General features: G+C 72.6%; 21 protein-coding genes. 16 read left to right on the top strand and 5 right to left on the bottom strand.

Going from position 1 to position 24620, the window contains the following annotated elements; translation table 11 throughout:
• Positions 1–71 precede the first annotated feature (71 nt).
• The 6 genes from ABFX46_RS32230 (at position 72) to ABFX46_RS32255 (ending at position 6665) form a co-directional block, all read left to right on the top strand.
• The gene (locus ABFX46_RS32230; protein WP_346047693.1) at positions 72–1607 is read left to right on the top strand and encodes an FAD-binding oxidoreductase; all 1536 of its coding nucleotides are present in this window, start codon (positions 72–74) and stop codon (positions 1605–1607) included.
• A 187-nt stretch (positions 1608–1794) separates the two neighbouring features.
• Positions 1795–3045, top strand: coding sequence for an alpha/beta hydrolase (locus tag ABFX46_RS32235; protein ID WP_346047694.1), 1251 nt, complete (start codon positions 1795–1797; stop codon positions 3043–3045).
• 214 nt (positions 3046–3259) lie between these two features.
• Positions 3260–4222 carry a DUF5954 family protein gene (locus tag ABFX46_RS32240; protein WP_346047695.1) on the top strand — a complete coding sequence of 321 codons (963 nt, stop codon included), beginning with the start codon at positions 3260–3262 and terminating at the stop codon, positions 4220–4222.
• Between the two features lie 11 nt (positions 4223–4233).
• A complete protein-coding gene (locus ABFX46_RS32245; protein ID WP_346047696.1) occupies positions 4234–4791 on the top strand; it encodes a hypothetical protein in 558 nt (185 codons plus the stop codon).
• Between the two features lie 145 nt (positions 4792–4936).
• Complete coding sequence (locus ABFX46_RS32250) at positions 4937–5737, top strand: VOC family protein (protein WP_346047697.1); 801 nt, start codon at positions 4937–4939, stop codon at positions 5735–5737.
• A gap of 121 nt (positions 5738–5858) precedes the next feature.
• Positions 5859–6665 (top strand): VOC family protein, encoded by an 807-nt coding sequence (locus ABFX46_RS32255; protein ID WP_346047698.1) that lies wholly within the window; start codon positions 5859–5861, stop codon positions 6663–6665.
• 1 nt (position 6666) lies between these two features.
• Here ABFX46_RS32255 and ABFX46_RS32260 read toward each other — a convergent pair whose 3' ends face one another.
• Together ABFX46_RS32260 and ABFX46_RS32265 are read right to left on the bottom strand one after the other, a co-directional pair.
• Positions 6667–7146: a hypothetical protein gene (locus ABFX46_RS32260; protein WP_346047699.1), complete on the bottom strand. Its 480-nt coding sequence runs from the start codon at positions 7144–7146 to the stop codon at positions 6667–6669.
• A 41-nt stretch (positions 7147–7187) separates the two neighbouring features.
• Positions 7188–8177, bottom strand: coding sequence for a DUF4231 domain-containing protein (locus ABFX46_RS32265; protein WP_346047700.1), 990 nt, complete (start codon positions 8175–8177; stop codon positions 7188–7190).
• Positions 8178–8384: 207 nt separating this feature from the next.
• On the opposite strand from ABFX46_RS32265, the gene ABFX46_RS32270 reads away from it, so the two are divergent.
• The 4 genes from ABFX46_RS32270 (at position 8385) to fxsT (ending at position 16071) form a co-directional block, all read left to right on the top strand.
• Positions 8385–8564 (top strand): hypothetical protein, encoded by a 180-nt coding sequence (locus tag ABFX46_RS32270; protein ID WP_346047701.1) that lies wholly within the window; start codon positions 8385–8387, stop codon positions 8562–8564.
• 26 nt (positions 8565–8590) lie between these two features.
• Positions 8591–10858, top strand: a complete 2268-nt coding sequence (locus tag ABFX46_RS32275; protein ID WP_346047702.1) for an FxsB family cyclophane-forming radical SAM/SPASM peptide maturase — start codon at positions 8591–8593, stop codon at positions 10856–10858.
• A gap of 72 nt (positions 10859–10930) precedes the next feature.
• Complete coding sequence (locus ABFX46_RS32280) at positions 10931–12130, top strand: TIR-like protein FxsC (protein WP_346047703.1); 1200 nt, start codon at positions 10931–10933, stop codon at positions 12128–12130.
• Positions 12131–12144: 14 nt separating this feature from the next.
• Positions 12145–16071 carry an FxSxx-COOH system tetratricopeptide repeat protein gene (gene fxsT, locus ABFX46_RS32285; RefSeq protein ID WP_346047704.1) on the top strand — a complete coding sequence of 1309 codons (3927 nt, stop codon included), beginning with the start codon at positions 12145–12147 and terminating at the stop codon, positions 16069–16071.
• Here the strand turns inward: fxsT and ABFX46_RS32290 are convergent.
• Complete coding sequence (locus tag ABFX46_RS32290; RefSeq protein ID WP_346047705.1) at positions 16057–16935, bottom strand: alpha/beta fold hydrolase; 879 nt, start codon at positions 16933–16935, stop codon at positions 16057–16059. The two genes, fxsT and ABFX46_RS32290, sit on opposite strands and share 15 nt — an antisense overlap.
• 125 nt (positions 16936–17060) lie before the next feature.
• Positions 17061–17723: a TetR/AcrR family transcriptional regulator gene (locus tag ABFX46_RS32295; RefSeq protein ID WP_346047706.1), complete on the bottom strand. Its 663-nt coding sequence runs from the start codon at positions 17721–17723 to the stop codon at positions 17061–17063.
• A 138-nt stretch (positions 17724–17861) separates the two neighbouring features.
• On the opposite strand from ABFX46_RS32295, the gene ABFX46_RS32300 reads away from it, so the two are divergent.
• From ABFX46_RS32300 to ABFX46_RS32325, 6 genes are all read left to right on the top strand, one after another.
• A complete protein-coding gene (locus ABFX46_RS32300; protein ID WP_346047707.1) occupies positions 17862–19082 on the top strand; it encodes a YncE family protein in 1221 nt (406 codons plus the stop codon).
• 133 nt (positions 19083–19215) lie between these two features.
• Entirely contained in the window at positions 19216–20316 is a 1101-nt protein-coding gene (locus ABFX46_RS32305) for an FUSC family protein (RefSeq protein WP_346047708.1), read from the top strand.
• Between the two features lie 51 nt (positions 20317–20367).
• The gene (locus ABFX46_RS32310; RefSeq protein ID WP_346047709.1) at positions 20368–21108 is read left to right on the top strand and encodes a PIG-L deacetylase family protein; all 741 of its coding nucleotides are present in this window, start codon (positions 20368–20370) and stop codon (positions 21106–21108) included.
• Positions 21105–21803, top strand: coding sequence for a 4-carboxy-4-hydroxy-2-oxoadipate aldolase/oxaloacetate decarboxylase (locus tag ABFX46_RS32315; protein ID WP_346047710.1), 699 nt, complete (start codon positions 21105–21107; stop codon positions 21801–21803). Before ABFX46_RS32310 ends, ABFX46_RS32315 begins: the two co-directional genes overlap by 4 nt.
• Complete coding sequence (locus ABFX46_RS32320) at positions 21800–22843, top strand: 4-oxalomesaconate tautomerase (RefSeq protein WP_346047711.1); 1044 nt, start codon at positions 21800–21802, stop codon at positions 22841–22843. The genes ABFX46_RS32315 and ABFX46_RS32320 overlap by 4 nt, the downstream gene beginning before the upstream one ends.
• Entirely contained in the window at positions 22840–23787 is a 948-nt protein-coding gene (locus ABFX46_RS32325; RefSeq protein ID WP_346047712.1) for a catechol 2,3-dioxygenase, read from the top strand. Before ABFX46_RS32320 ends, ABFX46_RS32325 begins: the two co-directional genes overlap by 4 nt.
• Positions 23788–23797: 10 nt before the next feature.
• Here the strand turns inward: ABFX46_RS32325 and ABFX46_RS32330 are convergent, their stop codons facing one another.
• Positions 23798–24559 (bottom strand): NAD(P)-dependent oxidoreductase, encoded by a 762-nt coding sequence (locus ABFX46_RS32330; RefSeq protein WP_346047713.1) that lies wholly within the window; start codon positions 24557–24559, stop codon positions 23798–23800.
• Positions 24560–24620 lie beyond the last annotated feature (61 nt).

Consider the following 24620-nt stretch of genomic DNA (forward strand, 5'->3'; position numbering starts at 1 on the left):
TCGACTACGCGGGAGGTGGGTGGGGAAGGGTTCTCCGCGTCCTTTCTTCGAGGGTGTGGGGGCGCGGGGTCATGAGCGAGCTGTCGACGCTGCCGAGTACGGTCGTCCGGCCCGGGGACAGGCGGTATCCGGCGCTCAGCCGGGGGTTCAACCAGCGGTGGATCGCCGCGCCGGAGTACGTGCGGCTGGTGCGGACGCCCGAGGAGGCGCGGGCTGCGCTCGCCGAGGCGGTCGCCGAGGAGCCGGCGGACCCGGCGCGGGCGCGGATCGCGGTGCGGGCCGGCGGGCACTGCTACGAGGACTTCGTCTGCGGCGAGGACGTCCGGGTGATCCTGGACGTCAGCCCGATGTGCGGAGTGTCCTACGACAGTTCGATGAAGGCGTACTGCGTCGAGGCCGGGGCGACGAACGGGCATGTGTACGGCCGCCTCTACCCGGTCAGCGGGAAGGTGCTGCCGGGCGGGTCGTGCTTCTCGGTGGGGCTGGGCGGGCACATCCCGGCGGGCGGTTTCGGGCTGCTGTCGCGGCAGCACGGCCTCACCGTCGACTACCTCTACGCGGTGGAGGTGGCCGTGGTGGACGAGGACAAGAACGTCAGGCTCGTCGTGGCCAGGCGCGACGACGGGGATTCCAGGCTGTGCGAGTTGTGGTGGGCGCACACCGGCGGTGGCGGCGGGAACTTCGGAGTGGCCACCCGGTTCTGGTTCCGGGGGCTTCCGCAGCCGCCGAGGCAGGTGCTGCTGACGGCGCTCGCATGGGACTGGGAGGACGTCGCCAAGGACGACTTCGCCGCACTGGTGACCGCGTTCGGAGAGTACTTCCGCGACCAGCAGAATCCGTCGACGGCGGCCGGGAAGCTGTTCGCGATGCTGAAGCTCAACCATAGGAGCAACGGTCAGATCGGGCTGCTGGCCCAGGTGGACGTCGACGATCCGGACGGGGAGCGGGCGATGACCGATTTCATCGCGGCGCTCGACGGGCCGATCGGGCCGAAGGCGACGCGGATGCGGTCGGTGATGGGGGAGCACTTCGTCCACCTGGACGTTCCGCGGGCGATGCCGTGGCTGACGGCGACCCAGATGCTGGACTCCGGCTGCCAGAACCGCTGCGGGAAATACAAGTCCGCGTATCTTCGGAAGCCGTTCACCGATCGGCAGATCGACGCGATGTGGGCTTATCTCGGCAACGAGCAGTACACCGATTACACCAACCGGCAGGCGCTCATTCAGGTCGATTCGTACGGCAGCGCGGTCAACATGCCGCTGCACCAGACCGCGGTGCGGCAGCGCGACTCCATTCTGAAAGTGCAATACCAGTCCTACTGGACGAAGAACGATCCCGCCGAGGACGCCCACATCGCGTGGATACGCGACGCCTACAAGGCGACGTTCGCGGAGACCGGGGGCGTGCCCGTGGCGGACGGCGAGACCACGGACGGCTGTTACATCGGGTATCCGGACGGCGATCTGGCCGATCCCGAGTGGAACGGGTCGGGCCAGTCGTGGGAGACGCTCTACTACAAGGACGCCTACCCGAAACTCCAGGAGGTCAAGCGCCACTGGGACCCGTGCGGCGTGTTCCGCCACGCCCAGTCGATCCGCCCCTGAGAGAAGAGACGCGCGGCGAGACGGGCCGCGAGACGGGGAGTGGCCCCGGTCACATGGCGCGGCCGCCCGTCTTGTCTCGCGTTTATTGCATTCTTTGCCAATACTTGCGGCTGTGACTGCCGGGACAGTAGTTTCTTCGGACGAGCAGAGCGTCGGGCCCGGGGCGGCCTGAGCGGCTGGGGAGTCCATGAAGAAGCGTACCGACAGGAAGATCGCCATCGCGGGCACCGCGGCGGCGGCCGTACTGCTGCCCACCGTCATGGTCGGCCTCGCGCAGGCCGGCATCGGCGTGCCGACCGGCAAGTCGGAGGCGTCCGGCAACTCCCAGCCGATCCCCTCGTTCGGCCCGGCGACGCAGCCGTCGCCGCAGGCGTCGGCGTCCGCGAGCGCCTCCCCGAAGAACACGAAGCTGCCGAGCGTCCCGCTCGGAACCAACCCGTTCACATCGGGCAACGGCTCGCCGAACGCGAACAACCCCGACGCGAACCGCGGCAACCGCGGCAAGAAACCGCACCTGCCGGCCGGCGCCGGGTCCGGCAAGTACCTCCCGGCCAAGGACGGCGCCGCGATCACCGAGTTGAAGAAGGTCAACTCGCGGATGTTCGACGTCACGATCGCCTCGCCGGCGCTCGGCGCGGCCGTGAAGACCCGGGTGATGGTCCCGAAGGGCTGGACGACCAAGAGCACCAAGACGTGGCCGGTCGTGTACGCCTACCACGGCGGCAACGACTACTGGACGTCCTGGTCGGCGAAGGGCGACGTCGCTAAGATCATCGGTCCCTACAACGCGATGGTCGTGATGCCCGACGGCGGCTTCAACGGCTCGTACTCGAACTGGTACAACGGCGGTAAGGGCGGCATCCCCGAGTGGGAGACCTTCCACACCGAAGAGGTCGTCCAGCTGATGGAGCGCAACTTCCGCGCCGGAACGACGCGGGCCGCGATCGGCCTGTCGTCCGGCGGGCAGGGCGCCATCACCTACGCCGAACGGCACCAGGGCATGTTCAAGTACGCCGCGTCCTACAGCGGCCCCCTCAACATCACCGCCCCCGGCATGCCCGTCATCCTGACGTCGATGAACCGCGGAGCCGGCACCGCCATCTGGGGCGACCCCATCCTGGCCCGCTCCAACTGGCGCGCGCATGACGCGACCGTGAACGTGGCGAAGCTGAAGGGCATCGGCGTCTACGTCTCGTGCGGCAACGGCCAGCCCGGCCCCTATGACGACCCGACCACCCCTCCGACGCACGGGGGCCGGGTCGGCGAGCAGCTCGCCGGCACGATGAACGAGAACTTCGTCGCCGCCGCGAAGCGGGCGGGCGTCCCGATCACCGCGCACCTCTACGGGCCGGGCATGCACAACTGGAGCTACTGGAAGCGGGAGCTGGCCCTCAGCTGGCCGGCCATCGCCAAGTCCATCGGCGCCCGCAAGTCCTGACCGTCCGCAAGCCCTGCCCTGCCGCAGGCCCAACGGGTCGGTAAGGCTCGACGGGCGGGGAGGTCCCAACGGGCCGGACGAGTCCAACGGGCCGGGGCGAGTCCCAGCAGGCCGGCAAGTCCCAACAGGTGGCCAGGTCCTGACCGCGGGCCCTGACCGGGTGGAATCGGTGAAACACGAGCGGTGAGCGGGCGTCCCCTGTGACCATGGGGGCATGAGGGGTAGTGATGGTGCGGCCCTCGCCGGCGATCTCCCGTTCCCGCCGCCGGCGTCCGGGCCGCCGAGGCTCGGTGAGGCGCGTGCACGGCTGACGCATCCCGAGGTGCGCTGGTGCGGCGCGACGTACGGCGTGATGGAACGGGTCCCCGGCGGCTGGATGATGTCCGGGATGGAGCGGACGACCCCGCAGGACGCCCGCGACTCCCTCGGCTGGTGGCTGCGGAGCCGGGCCCGCGACCGGGGCGTCTCCGCGGCGGTCCGCGCCGAGTACGTGCGCGGCGCCGAGCGGCTCGACCGCGACCGGCCGGACGAGCTGTCCGTCGCCGGCCGGCTGTTCCGCGTGGTGCGCGCCGACCGGTTCTGCCGGTCCGGCCCGGACGGCCCCGAGCCGCCCCGCGCCGCCGACCCCGACGACCTGCCCGAGCCCCGCACCCGGCGCGACGCCCGCCGGTTCGACCACGGCCTGCTCCCGGCCGCGCGGATCCCGGGCGCCGCGGCGCCGCCGGGGGAGCGGTGGGAGGACGCCCCCGCCGGGCCCGCCGTCCCGCCCGCGATGGCCGCCGACGCCCGCCGCGCGCTCGCCACGCATCCGCTGGTCGCGCGGCTGCCGACCCGGTTCGCGGTCGCCGAGGACGACGGCGGGCGGTGGCCGGTGCACGGCCCGTTCCTGCACAGCCCCGCCGCCGTCCGCGACCACCTGGCCGCCTACTTCGACCTCGTCGTGCCGCTGGCGCACGGCCCGTCGCCCCGCGACCTGGCCGCCTACCGGCACGCCGCGGACCTGCTGCGGGACGGCGTGCGCCGCGCCGAGGTCGAGGTGCTCGGCCGCCGCTTCCGGGTGGTCCGCGCCGAGTACACGGTGCGCTGCGGCCCGGACGGCCCCGAGCCGCCGCGCCCCTCCGAACGGGACCTGGAGGAACCCGCCACCGGCGACTTCGGCACGGGCCGCGCGGGGTAGCGTGGCCCGCGATGAAGGGTTTCGCGCGGCGCGAGTTCCAGCTCGTGCTGCTCCGCCGCATGGCCGACTACCAGCCGGGCCTCGTGGAGGACGCGATGCGCGCGCTCGGCGCGTCCCGCACCGAGATGCGGGAGGCGAACGCCCGCTGGCAGCACGTCCTGCGGTCCCGGACGTTCCCGCGCGGGCGGCGCCGCTACGAGGCCGTCCTCGGCCCGCCCGCCGGCGCCGCGGACCGGCGGATCGGCGACGTCGTCTGCGCGACAGCGTGGTGGGGGCCGCTGCCGCTGTGGCCGGGCCTGCGCTTCGAGATCATGATGGCGCCGGACGGCTCGGTCGTGCAGGAGTGGCTCGTCCGCGACGACGGCGTGCCCGTCCCGGAGCTGGCGTGCGCCGACGACCTCGTCCCGTGGTCGTGCACGGTCGGCGACGTCGACGCGCGGTTCGGCGCGGTCGCCCACCAGGACGGGGACGCGCCGAGCCGCTGGCACGCGACGATCACCATGCCCGACGGTGAGACCTACGTCGCCCACTTCGTCTGGGGCCTCCTGCAGACGGTCGCGAGCGTGTGAGCACGTGCCCGCACGCGGGCGCGGCCGGACTTGCCGAACCATGGACGCACCTTGGCACGCGCACTTGCCGCCGACATCACGGAGATTGCGCGCCCGCCCCTACGGTGACCCCCATGGACGCAGCGAGCAGCCGGCGGGACGCGAGATGACAGGACACGTCCTGGGGACGCCCTTCTGGGTGGAGATCGCCACCCCCGACGTCGCGGCGTCGCGCGGCTTCTACGGCGAGCTGTTCGGCTGGTACTGCTACACGCTGGCCATCGGGGAGTACGGCGACTACGCGGTGTTCACCCTCGGCGACGTCCAGGGCCCGGAGGTCGGCGGCATGCAGCCGCTGGCCGACGACACCCAGCCGCCCTCCTGGACGTGCTACTTCTACACGGACGACATGGACGCCACGCTCGGCGCCGTCCGCGCCGCCGGCGGACTGGAGCTGATGGAGCCGGCCACCGTCGCCGACCTGGGCCGCGCGGTGCTGTGCGCCGACACCCAGGGCGCCGGGTTCGCGCTCTGGGAGCCGCGCGACCCGGGCCGGGTCCCCGTCGCCGACGAGCCGGCGACGATGTGCTGGGTGGAGCTGGCCTCCCGGGACGTCCGGGAGAGCCGCCGCTTCTACGGCGAGGTGTTCGGCTGGACGGCCGTCGACCGCCGCTACCGGGGGTCGGTCTACACGACCTGGAAGGTGGGCGACTGGGCGGCGGCGGGCATGGTGCCGATGGACGAGCGGTGGCCGCCGGACTACCCGGCCCACTGGATCCCCTACTTCAAGATGCCCGACTGCGACGCCTCCGCCGCCCGGGCGGCGGAGCTCGGCGCCAAGGTGCGCGTCCCGCCGAGCGACGTGGAGGCGGGGCGCCTCGCGATCCTGACGGACCCGACCGGCGCCCGCTTCGCCGTCTACACGCCGGACGCCGGGGCACGCGAGAGGTTCGGTCCGCGCCGCTGACCCGCCCGCCGGCCGAGAGCGCCGGAATCGCCAACGTTTGAGCGATCTTGGCCATTCCGGTCACGTCGGATTGCGCACGGCTCCCTAGCGTGGACGGCATGCGAGCTGTCAGGGACCGGCGATGCCCGAGGTGACCTCCTATGAGCCCGGCCACCCGACCTGGGCCGAGCTTGCCAGCCCGGACCCGGAGCGGTCGCGGGAGTTCTACTGCGACCTGTTCGGCTGGTACTCCTACACGCTGACCTCCGACATCGGCGAGTACGAGGTCTTCACCCTCGGCGGCGTCCAGGGGCCGGAGATCGGCGGGATGCAGTTCCTCGCCGACGACTCCCTGCACTCGTCCTGGACGTGCTACTTCCGCACGGCCGACATGGCGGCCTCCGTCGACGCCGTGCGCGCGGCGGGCGGCATGGTCCTGGTGGAGCCGACCGACGTCGCCGACCTCGGGCAGATGTCGCTGTGCAGCGACCTGGAGGGCGCCGACTTCGCCTTCTGGTACCCGTACCACCTGCAGGGCGCGGGCGTCATGGACGAGCCTGCGACGCTGTGCTGGGTGGAGCTGGCCTGCCGCGACATCGGCGCCGCCCGCGGCTTCTACGGCGCGGTGTTCGGCTGGAAGGCCGTGGACCGCGACTACTACGGCTCCGTCTACACCAACTGGAAGGTCGGCAACTGGTCCGTGGCGGGCATGGTGTCGATGGACGAGCACTGGCCGCCCGGCTACCCGGCCCACTGGATCCCGTACTACTGGGTGGCGGACTGTGACGAGTCCGCCGCGCGGGCCGCCGAGCTGGGCGCCCGGATCCACGTCCCGCCGACCGACATCAAGCCGGGCCGCTTCTCCATCATCACCGACCCGGCCGGCGCCCGCCTCGCCCTGCTCACCCCGGCGACCCCCGACCGCGCCGCCGTCCGCGCCCGGCCCTGAGCTACCCGCCGGTGCGGCGGGCGCCGTGCGGCCAGACGACGTGCACGATTCGGCCGAGCCGCCGGGCCCGCGCGACGATCTCCGCGGTGCCGCCGCGGCCGCGGGCCGGCGCGCCGTCCCACACGGCGATGAGGTGGTCGGCGCGCTCCAGCATCGCCAGCCCCGCGTCCAGGTACGGTCCCGGGCCGGGGACGGCGTGGGTCAGCGGCAGCACCCGGGACGCGCGCGCCGTCAGCTCGTCGAACCCGCGCCGCGCCCGCGCGCCGAGCACGGCCGCGTAGCCGGCGGCGGGGACGATGACCTCCAGCCGCCCGCCGCGCGCCAGCACGGCCCGCGCGAAGATCTGGTCCGCGCCCGCGGCCAGGCAGGACACGCCCACGATGTCCCGCCCGCCGGCGGCGAGGATCTCGCGGATGCGGGCGTCCACCAGCGCGCTCGTCTCCTCGTCCAGGTCCCGGTGCCCGGTCACGGCCACCCGCATCGGCGCCCTCCGCACGGCGTGCTCACCCACCGGCGCCCCGCTCACACATGGGACGCCCACCAGAGGGTGTGTTCCCGCGAGATGGCCTCCTCGACCTCGTCGACGAAGTGCGCCCACTCGGGCTCGGTCTCGGGCCACTCGATCCGGCAGGCGATCTCGGCGAGCTCCTGCGCCGCGATGCCGTAGGCGGTCGCGAGCTGCTGGTGCTGGCGGGTCTGCACCCAGGCGAGCCCGCCCGCCGCGACGGCCCCCGCGATGCCCGGCAGGTCCAGGCTCAGCAGGCTCACCGCGTTCAGCACGGCGGCGACCAGGCCGAGCGCCTCCAGCGCGGCCAGCAGCACCGACCAGCGCACGACGCCGCGCCCGTGCGCCGCCGACCGCCGCGCGTACCACTGCCGCTGGTCCTCGATCCGCTCGGCCCGGTAGGCGTCCCTGCGCTCGGTGAGGCTGCGCGCCCGCAGCTCGCGCATCCCCTCGGTCACCTGCAGCCCGCCGCTCTCGCCGTCGACGACGAGCGCGTGCAGGTTGCCGCGGATCACCGCGAACCGGTGCAGCAGCAGCGCCTCGGCGGTGCGGTCGTCGACGTCCTCGGCGCCGAACGGCTGCCCGCCCACCGCGAACCGCCATGCCAGCGTCTTCGCCGACTCCGCCGCCGCCCGCGACTCGTACCACTGCCGGTCGGGACGCTCGGTGAGCAGCCACACCTCGACGACCAGCCCCGCCCCGAGCCCGGCCGCCGCCAGCAGCGCCGCCGCGTCCACCCGCCCCATCCGGACGGTGAAGGTGCCGCACACGGCCGCCGCGAGCAGTGCGACCAGCCGCAGCCCGGTGGCGACGAGCAGCCGGTGCTGCCCGCTGACGGCGTTCATGTCCGCCGCCCGGAACAGTGCCGGATAGTGTGTTTCGGCAAGCGCCTGCACACTTCGAGTGCAAACTGAGCCGGATCGTCCGTCAAGTGTTATGTGCAGAAATGCGCACTTTTCGACTTTGTCCAAATGTGGCCAAGTTTGAGGCGAACGAGACGATCTCATAGGACGTCGGACGGCTATCGGACTGCAATGCTTTGTTCGCCGAACGCATTGCGGACGACCAGAGGTTGTGGGAACGTCCTGTACACGCTTCAGGGACCGCCTAAAAAGTCGGTCACGGCGCGCCCCGAAAAGCGATCTGCACGCTTCCGAACTCACGTGCGGGCATACTGTCGCTACACACTGTAACAATCGCCGGGATGGACGAACATGACTGTTCTCATGGAGACGGGCGCGCTGGAACTCGCCGACCTGCGGGATCTCACTCCCGAGCAGCTGGCGCCGGAGGCCGAGAAGGCGGGCATCGTTGCCAGGCTGGTGCGGGCCGACGAGGTGAGCGGGGACGGTTCCGAGGCCGTCCGCGTCGCGGCGTTCAACTCCTTCATCTGATCCATCTGACATCACATAACGAAGTCATGCCTCCGTCAACTCTGTTCCGGCAGTTCGTGCTCAAAGTGCACAGCAGATGCGATCTCGCCTGCGACCACTGCTATGTCTACGAGCACGCCGACCAGAGCTGGCGGGGGCGGACCGCGCGGATGACCGCGGGCACGATGGAGCGCGCGGCGCGGCGCATCGCCGAGCACGCGCGCGAGCACGGCCTCGCGGAGGTCTGCCTGGTCCTGCACGGCGGCGAGCCGCTGCTCGCCGGTCCCGATCACCTCGGCGTCCTGCTGACGGCGTTACGGGAGCCGCTGCGCGGCGTCTGCGACACCGATCTGCGGATCCACACCAACGGCGTCCTGCTCGACCGGCGGTTCTGCGACCTCTTCCGCGAGCACGGCGTCAAGGTCGGGATCTCGCTGGACGGCGACCGCGCGGCGAACGACCGGCACCGCCGCTACCGCGACGGCCGCAGCAGCTACGACAAGGTCGTCCGGGCGATCGACCTGCTCCGCACCGGCTACCCGGACCTCTACTCCGGGCTCCTGTGCACCATCGACATCGCGAACGACCCGATCGCCGTCTACGAGGCGCTCGTCGCGCACGAGCCGCCCGCGATCGACTTCCTCTGGCCCCACCACACCTGGGACCGCCCGCCGTCCAGGCCGTCGCCCACGGCCTACGCCGACTGGCTGCGGACGATCGCGGACCGCTGGCTCGACGGCGGCCGCCCCGTCCCGGTGCGGATGTTCGACTCCATCCTCAGCACCTCGCGCGGCGGCCCGAGCTTCACCGAGTCCCTCGGGCTGGAGGCGAGCGACCTCCTGGTCGTGGAGACCGACGGCGAGTACGAGCAGGCCGACTCCCTGAAAACGGCGTTCGACGGGGCCCCCGAGACGGGCCTGGACGTGTTCCGCCACTCGATCGACGAGGTCGCGCGGCACGCGGGCATCGGAGCCAGGCAGGGCGGCCTCGCGGCGCTGTGCGACACCTGCCGGGAGTGCCCGGTCGTCGCCACCTGCGGCGGCGGGCTGTTCGCCCACCGGTACCGCGGTGACGGCTCCGGCTTCGCCAACCCGAGCGCCTATTGCGATGACCTTTTCGCGCTGATCGACCACGTCCAGCGGCGGATCGCCCGCAGCCCGCAGCACCTGCCCCCGGCCGTGGTGCGGTCGGTGGCGACCGGGCACGGCGACCGCGCCGCCATCGCGCGGGTCGGCACCGCGCAGGCGATCGGGCGCCGGTCCCTGGTCGCGGCGGTCGGTGCGGCCTGCGCCCCGTCGGCGGCCTGGGAGGCGGTCAAGCACCTCGGCGCCGCGCATCCCGACGCCTACGACCGGGCCCTGGCACACCCGTACGTGCGCGCATGGGCGGTCGAGCGCCTCCGCGCCCCCCGCCCGCGCGGCGGCGCGGTGTCGGACGACGGCCTCCTGGCGACCGTCGCGTGCCTGACCGCCGCGCAGGCGGTCGAAGACCTCACCCTGGACGTGCCGGTGCGCGGCGGTGCCGTCCACTTCCCCGGCATCGGGCGCTACCCCGTTCCCGGACGCCGCGACACCGCCGTCCGGGTGTCCGCGGGCGGCCTGGATGTGGCGGGCGCCGGGCCGCTGGAGCCGGTGCGGCGGCTGACCGCCGGCACCTTCACCGTCGCGCTCGACGATCTCGACCCGTTCCGCGACTGCCACGACTGGCCGGCGGCGGGGCGCCTCGACGCCCGGCGGTTCGCGCGGTGGCAGGGCTTCTTCGACGAGGCGTGGACGCTGCTGGAGAAGGAGTACGCCGAGTACGCGCCGGCGATCGCCGAAGCGCTGACGACCATCGTCCCGCTCGACCCGCCCGCCTCCGGCGCGAGCGTCAGCTCGGCGGCGCGGGACGCCTACGGCTCGGTCGGGATCGCGCTTCCCGACAGCCCCGCGATGCTGTGCCTGCTGATCCTGCACGAGTTCCAGCACGTGAAGCTCGGCGCGATCCTCGATTTCGCCGATCTCTACGACACGCGCGACGACCGCCTCTACCACGCCCCGTGGCGGCAGGACCCCCGTCCCCTGGAGGGCCTCCTGCAAGGGACGTACGCGCACATCGCCGTCGCCGACTTCTGGCTCCGGCGCACCCGGTCCCCGGAGCCGGACGCCGCGGCCGAGGCCGCGCGGCACTTCGGCGACTGGTATCCGAAGACCCTGACCGCCACCCGGACGCTCCAGGAGTCGGGCTCCCTCACCGGGCTCGGCGAGCAGTTCGTCGCCTCGATGCGCCGGACGCTGGAGTCCTGGGACGTTCCGCCCCCTCCGCCGAATCGGTAAAACTACACATTTGACGGGCTGTAATCCCTTCGTCCCGGCCGCTATACATTGATGGGACCGAGGGGGAGCGGCATGGCGGGCAGAAGGCAGACGGAGGAAGAGCGTCCGCACTTCTTCTTAAGTTATGCCAGGTCACACTACCGGCCCGAGGATTCCGACCGCTGGGTGGGCAAGTTCTTCAATGATCTCTGCCACGACATAAGCCAGACTACGGGCGCGCGCATTCCCGGTTTTATGGACAGGCAGATTCCCCCCGGCAGCGACTGGTCGGAGCAGCTCGCGGACGCGCTCGCCAACTGCCGGGTGTTCGTCGCGCTGTTCTCCCCGGCCTACTTCACCAGCGAGTACTGCGGCAAGGAACTGGCCGCCTTCCTGACCCGCTACCACGATCTGGTCGGCGAGCTGAAGCGGCCGCCGGCGATCATTCCGGCGATGTGGACGCCCATGCACCTCAGCGAGATCCCGGAGTCGCTGCACGGCATGCAGAACACCCACCCCGAGCTGCCCCGCGCCTACCGCGCCGAGGGCCTCTACGGGATCATGAAGCTGGGCCGGTTCCGCGAGCACTACAAGGAGACGGTCCTGCGGCTGGCCTCGGTCATCAGGCAGCGGGCCGCCGAGTGCGACCTCGCGTACGCGCCCGTCCCCGACCTCGCGCGGGTGCGCAGCACGTTCGCGGGCGCCGAGCCGGGCGGCGGGCGCCCGGCCGTCCGGCTCACGCTCGCCGCGCAGGCGCTCGACCAGCTGCCGCCCGACCGGGACGCCTACTACTACGGCCGGACGGCCCGCGAGTGGACGCCGTTCCGCGGCGAGGACCACATGCTGCCGATCGGCGCCTTCGCCGAGCACGTGCTCACCGAACTCGGCCACCGGTCCATCGTCGACACCGCGGACGATCCCCTGGACGATCCCGTGGACGGCCCCGGCGTGCTGGTGGTCGACCCGTGGGCGGCCAGGGACCAGGCCATCGGCAAGCGGCTCAGGCAGATCGACCGGGAGCCCGTCCACGTCCTGGCCCCGCTCAACACCGACGACCGGCAGACCGCCGAGGCCGCCGCCGGCCTCACCGAGGACCTGGTGGAGGTCCTGCCGGAGGGGACCGCGCTGCGCGGCTCGGCCGTGGGCATCGCGTCGCCGCGGGCGTTCCGCGACGCGCTGCCGAGGGCCGTCAACGAGGCGTTCGGCCGCTACCTGCGGACGACCAGCGTGCATCCGCCGCGGACGCCGCCGTCCACGACCCACCGGCCCACGCTCCGGGACCCGGACGCCTGAGGCGAGGAGGAACCATGGCGAACCCCGGAACCATCGTCACCTTCTACAGCTACAAGGGCGGCACCGGGCGCACGAGCGCGCTCGCCAACGTCGCCTGGATCATGGCAGCGGCCGGGCGGAAGGTGCTCGCCATCGACTGGGACCTGGAGTCGCCCGGGCTGCACAAGTACTTCCACCCCTTCCTGGACCAGAACATCCTGACCTCGACCCCCGGCGTCATCGACATGCTCGACGAGTACTCGTGGGCGACGACGAACAAGCACCCGGACGACGAGGACGACTGGCACCGCGAGTACGCGCGGGTCCTGCGGCACGCGGTGACCCTGGAGTACGAGTTCCCCGGCGAGGGGACGCTCGACTTCGTCTCCGCCGGGCGGCAGAACCGGAACTACTCCTCGCTCACCCGGGCCCTGGACTTCGACCACTTCTACGGGCGGCTCGGCGGCGGGCAGTTCTTCGACGCGCTCCGCGACGACATGAGGTCGAACTACGACTACGTCCTGATCGACAGCCGCACCGGCTACAGCGACATCGCCGACATCTGCACCCTGCACTTCCCGGACGTCCTGGTCGACTGCTTCACGCTCAGCTACCAGAGCATCGACGGCGCCGCCGACATCGCCGGGAACATCGACGGGCGCCACCACGTGCGGCCGATCCGCATCCTGCCGGTCCCGATGCGCATCGACCTCGGCGAGAACGCGAAGGTGGAGGCGGGCCGGGCGTACGCCCGCGCGCGCTTCGACCGCTTCCCGCGCGGGATGTCCCGGCAGGAGGCGAGCGGCTACTGGCTGTCGGTCGAGATCCCGTACCGGCCGTACTACGCGTTCGAGGAGACGCTGGCGACGTTCGGTGACGCGCCCGGCTCGCCCAACTCGATGCTCGCGGCCTTCGAGCGGCTCACCAAGGTGATCACCGACGGGGACGTCGGCGGCTACGTCGCCGTCGAGGAGGAGGTGCGGCTCGCGACGCTCGAGCGGTTCACCCGGCGCGGGCCGACCGAGATCTCCGACGTCGTCATCAGCTACGTGTCGGCGGACCGGCCCTGGGTCGACTGGATGGCGCTGATCCTCGGCCGGGCGGGCTTCCGCGTCGTCGCCCGCAGCGTGGACGCCGCGCCGGCGGAGGAGCCCGAGGAGGAGCCGGGCGAGCCCGGCGGGCACGCGATCGTGCTGCTGTCCCCCGACTCGGTCGGCTCGCCAGAGGTGCTCGGGACCTGGGAGTCGCTGGCCAGCCGCACCGCGGCGCCGCACCGGCGGCTGACCGCGGTCCGGATCCAGGACGCCTCCCTGCGGACGGCGTTCGGCGGCCTGCTGCCGCTGGACCTGACCGGGCTCGGCGAGCACGCGGGCGCCGAGGCCCTCGTCCGCGCCCTCGGCCGTCCGGGGTACACCTTCGACCAGCCGGCCGAGCATTCGCGGGTCGGGCCGCGCTTCCCCGGCGCCGCCCGGACCGCGCCGGAGATCTGGAACGCCGACCGCCGCAACGCGATGTTCACCGGCCGGGGGCGGCTCCTGGAGCGGCTGCGGGACGAGCTGCTCGGCACGACGCAGCGGATCGTCATGCCGCAGGCGCTGCACGGTCTCGGCGGCGTCGGCAAGACCCAGGTCGCGCTGGAGTACGTCCACCGGTTTAAAGCGGACTATTCACTCGTATGGTGGATTAGCGCCCAATCTCCTGACTCGATCCGGGCCGGGCTGGCGAACCTGGCCGAGCAGATGGGGCTGCGCGTCGGCGACAACAAGGCCGACGCCGCCGCGGCCGCGCTGGAGGCGCTGCGCCGTGGCGAGCCCACCTCACGCTGGCTGCTGGTCTTCGACAACGCCGACAGCCCGGTGGAGCTCGGGCCCTTCCTGCCGGGCGGCGACGGGCACGTCCTCATCACCTCCCGCGACCCCGCCTGGACCCAGTTCGCCAACCCGCTCCCCGTGGAGGTCTTCACCCGGCAGGAGGCCGCCGAGCACCTGCGGCGCCGCGTCCCGGAGATCTCCGAGGAGAACGCCTTCAAGATCGGCAAGGCGCTCGGCAACCTGCCGCTCGCGATCGAGCAGGCCGCCGCCTGGCTGGCCTCCACGTTCATGCCGGCCGCCGAGTACCTGGACGCGCTGGAGCACGAGACCGCCTCCACCTTGGAGCGCAGCGCGCAGAGCTTCCCGCAGTCGGTGGCGATGACCTGGCGGGTCACGTTCCGCCAACTGCGGGAGGCGTCCCCGGCCGCGGCCCGGCTGCTGGAGCTGCTCGCCTTCTTCTCCTCCGAGCCGATCTCGCTCGACCTGATCTACAGCGACGAGACGGCCGGGATCCTCGCCCCCTACGACGAGACGCTCCGCGACAAGCTGGTGCTGGGCAAGCACGTCCGCGAGATCAGCCGGTTCGCGCTGGCCAAGGTCGACCAGGGCAACAACTCCATCCAGGTGCACCCGCTGGTGCAGGCCGTCATCCGGCACGGGCTGGACCCGGAGCTGACGCGGACGACCTGCCACGACGTGCACAAGATCCTGCTCGGGGCCCGCCCCAAGCACGGCGACACCGACGACCCGGCGAACTGGCCGAACCTGGAGGAGATCCTCCCGCACGTGCGGCCGTCCGCCGCCGCCGAGTGCGACGACGAGGACGTCCGGCAGATGCTCACCGACCTCGTCCGGTACCAGTGGAAGCGCGGCGTCTTCGACAGCGCGATGGCCGCCGGCCGCGAGCTGGTCGCCGAGTGGAGCGGCAAGCTCGGCCAGGACCACTGGCAGTGGCTGTTCCTCCAGTCGCAGATCGCGAACGTGCTGCGCTCGCAGGGCGACTTCCGGGAGGCCTACGACCTGGACCGGGACGTGCTGGAGCGGCAGCGCAACGCGCCGACGATCGGCCCGACGCACCCGCACACGCTCATCACGGCGGGCAACTTCGCGGCCGACATGCGGGCGATGGGGGAGTACCGGGAGGCCCTCGCGCTCGACCTGCACACCTACGAGCAGTCGGCCGTGCCCTGGGGCGAGGACCACCCGCGCACGCTGATGGTGGCGCACAACCTCGCGATCGACTACCGGCTGACGGGCGACTGGGAGAGCGCCTACCGCTACGACAAGGACACGCTGGAGCAGCGCCGCGTCCAGCTCGGCGACGACCATCCCTACACGCTGTTCTCCGAGGCGAACCTGGCCCGCGACCTGCGGGAGGCCGGGCGCTTCGACGAGTCCGTCCGCATGCTGCGCGACGTGTACCGGCGCTACCTGGAGGTCCTCGGCGACCAGATCCTGGACACGCTGCGCACCGGCAAGAGCCTCGCGGTGTCGCTGCGCAGGGCCGGGCTCCGGGACGAGGCCCTCGCCCTGGCGGAGGAGATCTACGCCCGCTACCAGCGGCACTTCCCCGACTCGCCGGACACGCTGCCCGCCGACCTGGAGGTCGCGGCCTGCATGGGCGAGCAGGGGGACGTCGTCGGGGCCCGCGACCGCACCCGCGCCGCGCTGGCCCGGCACCGCGAGCAGATGGGCGCCGAGCACCCCTTCACCGTGATGATCGAGAACAACCTCGGCTGCCATCTGCGCGGCACCGGGGAGCTGGAGGAGGCGTGCTCGCTCACCGCCCGCGCCGCCGCCCGGCTGGAGTCGATGCTGGGCGCGGAGCATCCGTTCGTCCCGCTCGCCGCCGTCAACCACGCCAACGCCCTCGGCGACGCCGGACGGTTCGGCGAGGCGGAGGAGCTCGGGCGGGACGCGCTGGCACGGCTCGCGCGGGTGCTCGGCGGCGAGCACCCCGACACCCATGTCTGCCGGTCCGACCTCGCGATCACGCTGGACGGCATGGGCCGCGTCTCGGAGGCGCGGGAGCTGCGCGAGCAGGCCGCCGCGGGGCTGCGCGTCCTCGCCGAGCAGCATCCGCATCCGCTGCTGCAGGACGTGCGGGAGGGCGTCCGCGTCGACCGCGACCTCGAACTACAGCCGATCTGACGGCCGGACGGCGGGCCGGGCGAGCCACGCCAGCATGTCGGGCAGCACGTCGAACGCGCCGAAGTGCGCCGAGCCCGACTGGACGACGACGGTCGAGTTCGGGATCCGGCCGGCGAGCCAGCGGGAGTGCCCGGCGGGGGAGAAGGTGTCGTTCGCGCCGTGCCACAGCATCGTCGGGACGACGATGTCGCCGAGGTCGAAGCCCCACGGCGCGCAGAAGGCGAGCAGGTCGTCGATCCAGCCGTCGGCGGACGTCCGGAACGCCTCCCGGAACGTCTCCAGCAGCATCCGGCGCATGCCCGCGCGCAGCACGACCCGGCGGTCGGACTGCGTCAGCTCCGCGTACAGGTTCGCGACATGCTGCGCCGGGTTCTCCCGGATCCGGTCGGCGATGGACCGCAGCCGCGCCGACACGAGCGGCCCCTGCCGGCGGACGGCCAGGTACTCGCGGGTGTTGCCGGGCGCCATCCCCTCGAACCAGTCCAGGCCCTCCGCCTCCGCGGGCGCGAGCCCGACCAGCGCGGCGACGCGGGTGGCGCGGCGGGGCAGCAGCGCCGCGCAGGCGAGCGCGTGCGGGCCGCCGCCGGAGCGGCCGAGCACGGAGAACTCCTCCAGCTCCAGCTCGTCGGCCAGTAACCGCACGTCGTCGGCGACGTCGGCGACGACGCGCCCGGTCATCCGGTCGGAGCGGCCGTACCCCGGGCGGTCGAAGGTGATGAGCCGGATCCCGTGCTGGTACAGCACCATCTGGCGGGGGACGGGCCCGAGCCTGCTGCCGGGAGTGCCGTGCAGGAGGAAGACCGGGAACCCGGTGGGGACGCCCCACTCCTCGACCCCGATTTCCCGACCGTCTGACGTGGACACGATCCTTGTCAAGACAGCCCTCCGTCCCCGAGCCGCGGTGGTGGCAAAGGTCCCCGTTCGCTTCTAACTGAACTTCTGCGCGGCAGTCAAGGCAAGACGGCACTGACGCGCGGGCCGGCGGCGGGTCAGCGGGCGGGGAGGTCCCGGTCGGGGGCGGTGAGGCGGCCGAGGAGCATCAGGACGAGTTCGTCGATGACCTCGTCGAGGGTGGCGTCGACCCAGCCGGCGCTCCAGTCGTGCAGGAGGCCGTTGATGCTGCCGATGAAGGCGGTCGCGGCGATCCGGTAGTCCCGGTCCGGGATCTCGCCGCGCTCGGCGGCGGCGGCCGCCTCGGCGCAGAGGAACTCGACCCAGCGGGCGCGGCGGGTGAGGCGCTGGCGGTCCATCCGGGGGCTGACGCCGATGATCTCGACGAACGCGATGCGGATGCGGGCCCGGTCGCCGGTGACGGCGGCGGCGTAGGCGCGGAAGAGGCGGGCGGTGCGCTCGGCGAGGCCGAGCCCTTCGACGGACGGGAGCGCGGCGACGACCTCGCGCTCGGCGATGTCGTTGACCTCCAGGTGCAGTTCGGCGAGGAGGTCCTCCAGGGTGGTGAACTCCTCGTAGAACTGGCGGGTGGACAGGCCGGCGGCCTCGCTGAGCGCGGCGACGGTGGTGCCCCGGTAGCCGGGGCCGCGGCCGAACATCTCCAGGCCCGCGTCCAGGAACCGGCGGCGCCGCTCGGCCCGCCGCTCGTCCGCGGACCTGCCCCCGTACCTGCCGGTCGGTCTCGCGCGCCTGCCCGCCACTGGTTCCTCCCCACGGCCCGGACGACATTTTCCAGCATCCGGGTCTTGTGCCGCACCCCACCCTGGATTACTGTCCAGTAGCCAAGTTCGACCACGGCCGTTTTCAAACTGGAGACCCACCCCGCACTGGAGGACGCCATGCCTTCCCCACGTCTCCGAAGACGAACCGCGCTGCTCGGCTGCGCCGTCCTGGCGGCGACCGCGATGTCCGGCGCACTGCCCGCGAGCGCCCAGCCGGCCGAGGCCGCCGGGCTGCGCGACGTGATGGCCGTCGGCAACGGGCAGGGCGGCACCGTCAGCTTCATCGACACCGCCACGTACCGGAACCTCGGTTCCATCAACGTCGTCCCCGATCTGCAGGAACGCCTGGACTCGATGTCCATCGTGGAGCGCGTCGGCTACGAGGCCGTCAACGCCGCGCAGGGCTACCGCAAGCTCGTCGACGACATGGCCGTCTCCCCGGACGGCCGGACCCTCTACATCTCGCGGGGCGTGCTGTCGGACGCCGTCGCGTTCGACATCGCCACCAAGAAGATGCTGTGGCGGCACAAGACCGAGGGCTTCAAGGCCGACCACGCCGCGCTGTCGGCGGACGGGCGGCAGTTCATCGTCTCGGCCACCACCGCGAGCAAGGCCGAGGTCATCGACACGGCGACCGGCGGGCTCGTGACGAGCTTCGCGACCGGCACCTACCCGCACGCCAACGACTACTCGCCCGACGGGACGATCCTCTACAACTCCAGCATCGGCATCACCTCGCTGCCGAAGCTGCTGAACGGTCTCAAGGGGTCGCGGGCGGTCACGGCGGTGGACGCGGCGACGTTCAAGCCGCTGCGCACCTACACCTTCGAGTACGGGATCCGCCCGGCCGTGTTCACCCGCGACAACAAGACGATGTACGCGCAGCTGTCCTACCTCAACGGCTTCATCGAGTACGACCTGGCGGCCGGGAGGACCACCCGGACGGTGACCATGCCGTTCAGCGACAAGGCCGCCGGGATGAAGCCGGACGACTACCCGCAGAACTCCGCGCACCACGGCATGGCGATGAACGCCGACGAGACCAAGCTGTGCGTCGCCGGGACGATCGACGACTACGTCTCCATCGTCTCCCGGCCCGGCCTGACCACCGACGGCACCGTCACCTACGCGACCGACGCCCTGCCCTACTGGACGCAGACGAGCCCGAACGGCCGCGACTGCTTCGTCTCCCTCGCCGAGGACGACCAGATCTCCGTCGTCGACTACCGGACCGCCAAGGAGGTCGCCCGGATCGACGTCGGCCGCTTCCCGCAGCGCGAGCGCGCCGCCCGGCTCACCCCCGAGGCCGTCGCGTCCCTGGACCCGGCCAAGGGCTGACCGCCCGGAGCTCGCCGGCCCCGCGAACCGGCCACCGCGAGGCCCGCCGCCACCCACATCCCGGCGGGCCGCGCGGTGGCCATCTGTTTGCCGTCCCATGGTTGGAACCACGACCTGCGGGAACGGCCATGCGGTGCCGACCGGAGGACTGCGCAAGCACCTGATGCCCTTCGCGGGGCGCCGCTACTGGGAGGAACGCGCCCGGCTCACCCTCAAGGCCGTCGTCGCGGCGGTCATCGCCTGGCTGATCGCCAAATACCCGGTCGGACACCAGCAGCCGTACTTCGCGCCGCTGGCCGCGCTGCTCGGCGTGTACCCGACCGTCGTCCGGTCCGTCCGGGAGAGCGTGACCTACGGGGCCGGGTTCGTCCTCGGCGCGGGCATCGCGATACCGGTCGGCCTGACGGTCGGACCCACGGCACTCGGGATCGCGATCGTCGTCGTCCTGACGATGATGGTGTCGGGGTGGCGGCGGCTCGGCGGCCAGTCGTCCCAGGTCGCCTTCACCGGGCTGTTCGCGCTGCTGGTGGGCGGCCACCAGGTCGTCGGCTACACGCTGCCGCGGCTCGCCGACGTCGCGATCGGGCTGTCCGTCGGCCTGATCGTGAACGCGGTGCTGTTCCCGCCGCTGTACCTGCGGCGCGGCGAGTACGCCGTCCGGGAGGTGCGGGACGCGCTCACCGAGGCGCTGGACGCCCTCGCCGACGAGGTCGCCGGGGCCGAGGACGGGCGGTCGCGCTGGGACGAGCGCGAATCGCGGCTGGCCCGGGTGCAGGAGCAGGCCCGGTACGCGCTGGAGCAGGGGGAGGAGACGCTGCGCGCCAACCCGCGCGCGAGGCTGCGGGGCTACCCGCTGCGCTGGCAGGGCGCCCTCGGCCGGTGGCCGGCGCCGCGCCAGATGAACACGATCGACCACGCGGCGGCGTACGTCCGCTCGATCGCCGGGACGCTGCGCCAGCTCGACGGGGACGGCGAGGAGGAGCGCGGCCCCGCACTGACCCCCGAGTTCCGGCACGCCTACGCGGGCCTGCTCCGCCGGTTCGGCGCCATCGTCGGCGACCTGCCGGACGCGCCGGCCGAAGAGGCGTGCGCCGAGGCCGAGCGGATCCAGCGCGAGCTGGAGGAACCGCATCTCGGCGCCGGGACGGACGCGCCCGGCCTGTGGGACCCGCAGAAGGAGGTCCTGCGCCTCAGCCGGCTGCTGCTGGACAGTGTCTGCGATCCCCGCCGCTAACCTGTCGGCAGAATTGTTGACAATTTGGGTGACAAGGTGAAGGGTACCGGCATGAGCACATCCGCCGCTCCCAGCCCCCTGCTCGTCGTCAGCGCCCACGCGGGCGACTTCGTCTGGCGCGCCGCCGGCGCGATCGCGCTGGCCGCCTCGCGCGGCGACCGCGCCAAGGTGGTCTGCCTGAGCTACGGCGAGCGCGGCGAGTCCGCCCGCGCCTGGCGCGAGGGCAGGCGGCTGGAGGAGATCAAGAAGCTGCGGCGGAGCGAGGCCGAGGCCGCCGCGGCGGTGCTGGGCGCCGAGATCGAGTTCCTGGACGCCGGCGACTACCCCCTCGCCGAGTCGCCGGAGCTGGTCGACCGGCTCGTCCGGATCTACCGGGAGTTCGAGCCGGCGGTGGTGCTGACCCACACGCTCGCCGACCCCTACAACGGCGACCATCCGGCGGCGGCGCGGATGGCGCTGCAGGCCCGCGTGCTCGCGCAGGCGATCGGCTACGACGCCCCCGGCGAGCCGCTCGGCGCCCCGCCGGTATTCTTCTTCGAGCCGCACCAGCCCGAGCAGTGCGACTTCAAGCCCGACGTGCTGCTGGACATCACCTCCGTGTTCGACAAGAAGCGCGCCGCGATGGAATGCCTGCCCGCGCAGGTCCACATGTGGGACTACTACACCGACCTCGCCAAGCGGCGCGGCGTGCAGCTGAAGCGCAACGCGGGCCCGAACCTCGGGCTGCCGCACGACACGCGGGCCGAGGCGTTCGTCCGGCTGTACCCGCAGACCACCGGGGAGCTGTCATGAGGACGGTCGTCGTCACCGGCCCGCCGCGCGCCGACGCAGCCGCGGTCGACTCCCTCGCCGGGTACGGCGTCGCGACCGTCCACGAGGCCATGGGGCGGACCGGGTTCCTCGGCCCGGCGATCCGGCCGGTGCACCTCGGGTCGCGCATCGCCGGGACGGCGGTGACCGTCCTGTCCTGGCCGGGCGACAACCTGATGATCCACGTCGCGGTCGAGCAGTGCCGGCCCGGCGACGTCCTGGTGGTGACCACCACGTCGCCGTCCACCGACGGCATGTTCGGGGAGCTGTTCGCGACCGCGCTGCAGCAGCGGGGCGTGCGCGGGCTCGTCATCGACGCCGGCGTGCGGGACGTCGCGGAACTGCACGCGATGGGCTTCCCGGTGTGGTCGGCGGCCGTCAGCGCGCAGGGCACGGTGAAGGCCACGCCGGGCGCGGTGAACGTGCCGGTCGCGATCGGCGGGCAGCTCATCCGGCCCGGGGACGTGATCCTCGCCGACGATGACGGTGTCGTCCGCGTCGAGCGGGAGTCGGCGGCCGAGGCGGTGCGGGCCGCGCGGGCCCGCGAGGAGAAGGAGGCCGCGACCCGCGCCGCGTTCCGGAAGGGCGAACTCGGCCTCGACCGGTACGGGCTGCGCGACCGGCTCCCGGGGATGGGCATCGAGTACGTCCCCTACACGGAATACACCGGGTCATGACCGGCGTGCGCTGCATGCTGATGCGCGGCGGCACGTCCAAGGGCGCGTACTTCCTCGCCGCCGACCTGCCGTCCGACCCGGCCGAACGCGACGACCTGCTGCTGCGGATCATGGGCAGCCCCGACCCGCGGCAGATCGACGGGATCGGCGGTGCGCACCCGCTGACCAGCAAGGTCGCGGTCGTGTCGCCGTCCGCCGACGGCGCGGCCGACGTCGACTACCTGTTCCTTCAGCTCGGCGTGGAGGAGCCGACGGTCTCCGACCGGCAGAACTGCGGGAACGTCCTCGCCGGCATCGGCCCGTTCGCCGTCGAGCGCGGGCTCGTGCCCGCGGGCGGCGACCGGACGAGCGTCCGCATCCGGATGGTGAACTCCGGCGGCATCGCCACCGCCGCGTTCCCCACGCCGGGCGGGGCGGTCGACTACGACGGCGACACCGCCGTCTCCGGCGTCCCGGGAACGGCGGCGCGGATCGATCTGGACTTCGCGGGGACGGAAGGGTCCTCCTGCGGCGCGCTGCTTCCCACCGGCCGTCCCCGCGACCGGATCGACGGCATCGACGTCACCTGCGTCGACAACGGCATGCCGGTCGTGGTCGCCGCCGCGTCCGACTTCGGCGTCACCGGCCACGAGACCGACCTGTCCCACCTGCGGGACCGGATCCAGTCGCTGCGGCTCGCCGCCGGCAGGCTGATGGGGCTCGGCGACGTCGCGGCCGCCTCGGTGCCGAAGACGACCCTCGTCGCGCCGCCCCGCGACGGCGGCATGATCTGCACCCGCACGTTCATCCCGCTGCGCATGCACACCTCGATCGGCGTTCTTGGCGCGGTCAGCGTCGCCACCGCGCTGCTGCTCGACGGCGCCGTGGGGCACGACCTCGCGGACGTCCCGCCGCCGGGTGAGCCCATGAGCATCGAGCACCCGGCCGGCCGCCTCGACGTGGTGGTCGAGCTGGACGGCACGTCCGTCCGGCGCGCCAGCATCGTCCGCACGGCCCGCAGACTCTTCGACGGCACCGTCTTCCCCCGGAGTTCCCGATGACCCTCAAGCACGAGATCGCCCACGTCGCGCACGTCGAGCTGCTGACGCCCGAGCCGGAGAAGAGCCTGTGGTTCTTCACCCGGATCATGGGCCTCACCGAGGTCGGCACCGAGGGCGACTCGGTGTACCTGCGGACGTGGGACGACTACGAGCACCACACGCTCAAGCTCACCGCGCACAGCACGTCCGGCATCCGGCGCACGGGGCTGCGCGCGTCCTCCCAGGAGGCCCTCGACCGGCGCGTCACGGCGATCGAGGACGCCGGGCTCGGCATCGGCTGGCGGGACGGCGACCCCGGCCTCGGCCCGACCTACGTGTTCCGCGACCCCGACGGCCACGAGATGGAGATCTACTGGGAGTCGGAGTGGTTCGAGGCGCCGCCGGAGCTGGCGCCGTCGCTGAAGAACCAGGCGCAGGCGTACCCGGCGATGGGCGTGTGCGTGCGCCGCCTCGACCACGTCAACTTCCTGGCCGCCGAGGTGGTGCCGAGCACCGACTTCCTGCGGGACGTCCTCGGCGGGCACGCCACCGAGCAGATCCGGCTGGACGACGGCACGATCGGTGCGCGCTGGATGACGTTCACCAACAAGTCCTACGACCTCGTCTACACGCGGGACTGGACGGGCAGCAACGGCCGCCTCCACCACATCGCGTTCGCGACCGATACCCGCGAGGACATCCTCCGCGCCGCCGACATCTTCCTCGACCACGGGGTCTTCATCGAGACGGGCCCGCACAAGCACGCGATCCAGCAGACGTTCTTCCTCTACGTCTACGAGCCGGGCGGCAACCGCATCGAGCTGTGCAACCCGTGCGCCCGGCTCGTCCTCGCGCCGGACTGGAAGACGATCACCTGGACGGAGGCGGAGCGCGCCAAGGGCCAGGCGTGGGGCCTGAAGACGATCGAGTCGTTCCACACCCATGGCACGCCGCCCGTCGAGTAGGCGGGGCCGGTCAGCCGGACAGGCGCCGCAGCAGGTCGCGGCTCGCGGCGGCCATCGCCGGCGGGACGTCCAGTTCCTCCAGCATGGTCGCCGCGGCCTCCATCTCGGCGGCGCGCCGGACGGCGTGCTTGTATGTGCCGCCGACGAGCCGGTCCACGGTGTGCTCGCCGGCCGCGGCCAGCTCTGCCACGATGTTCGCGCGGAGCCAGTCCTCGCAGCCGGCGGCCCGCGCCGCTTCGAGGGCCTCGACGACCGACCCGGCGAGGCCCTTGAAGAACACGCTGCGCAGCAGCTTGCGCTCGGCGGCGAGGCCGGCGGCGCCGTCCATCACCCGGACCTCGGCGCCGAGCGGGGCGAGGATCTCCGCGACCCGCGCGGCACCGCCGCCGCTGACCAGCAGCGGCGTGCGCAGCCCGCGCCCCGGCACCGGCGCCATGATCGCCACATCGGCGAACCGGACGCCCCGCTCCGCCGCGATCGCGTCGAGCTCGCGCTTGAGGCCGGGGGAGCCGGTGTTCAGGTCGGCCCAGACGGCGCCGTCGCCGACGGCCCCGGCGCCGGCCTTGAGCGCGGCGGCCGCGTCGTGCGCGCTGTTGACGCTCAGCACCAGGTCGGCTCCGGCCGCGGCCTCGGCCTCGCCGCCGCAGCCGACGATGCCGTCCCCCGCCGGGACGGCCGGGTCGTAGCCGCGCACGACGGCGCCCGCCGCGGCGAGGCCGCCCGCGATGGCGCCGCCCGCCTCGCCCAGTCCCAGCACTGCGATGACCGGCATGCCGTTGCCCTCCCTCGCTCGACCTCCCGCTCCGGCTACCCTAGATCAGCGACAAAAATGG

The organism is Actinomadura chokoriensis (genome assembly GCF_039529475.1).
GTDB classification, from domain to species: Bacteria; Actinomycetota; Actinomycetes; order Streptosporangiales; family Streptosporangiaceae; genus Spirillospora; species Spirillospora bangladeshensis.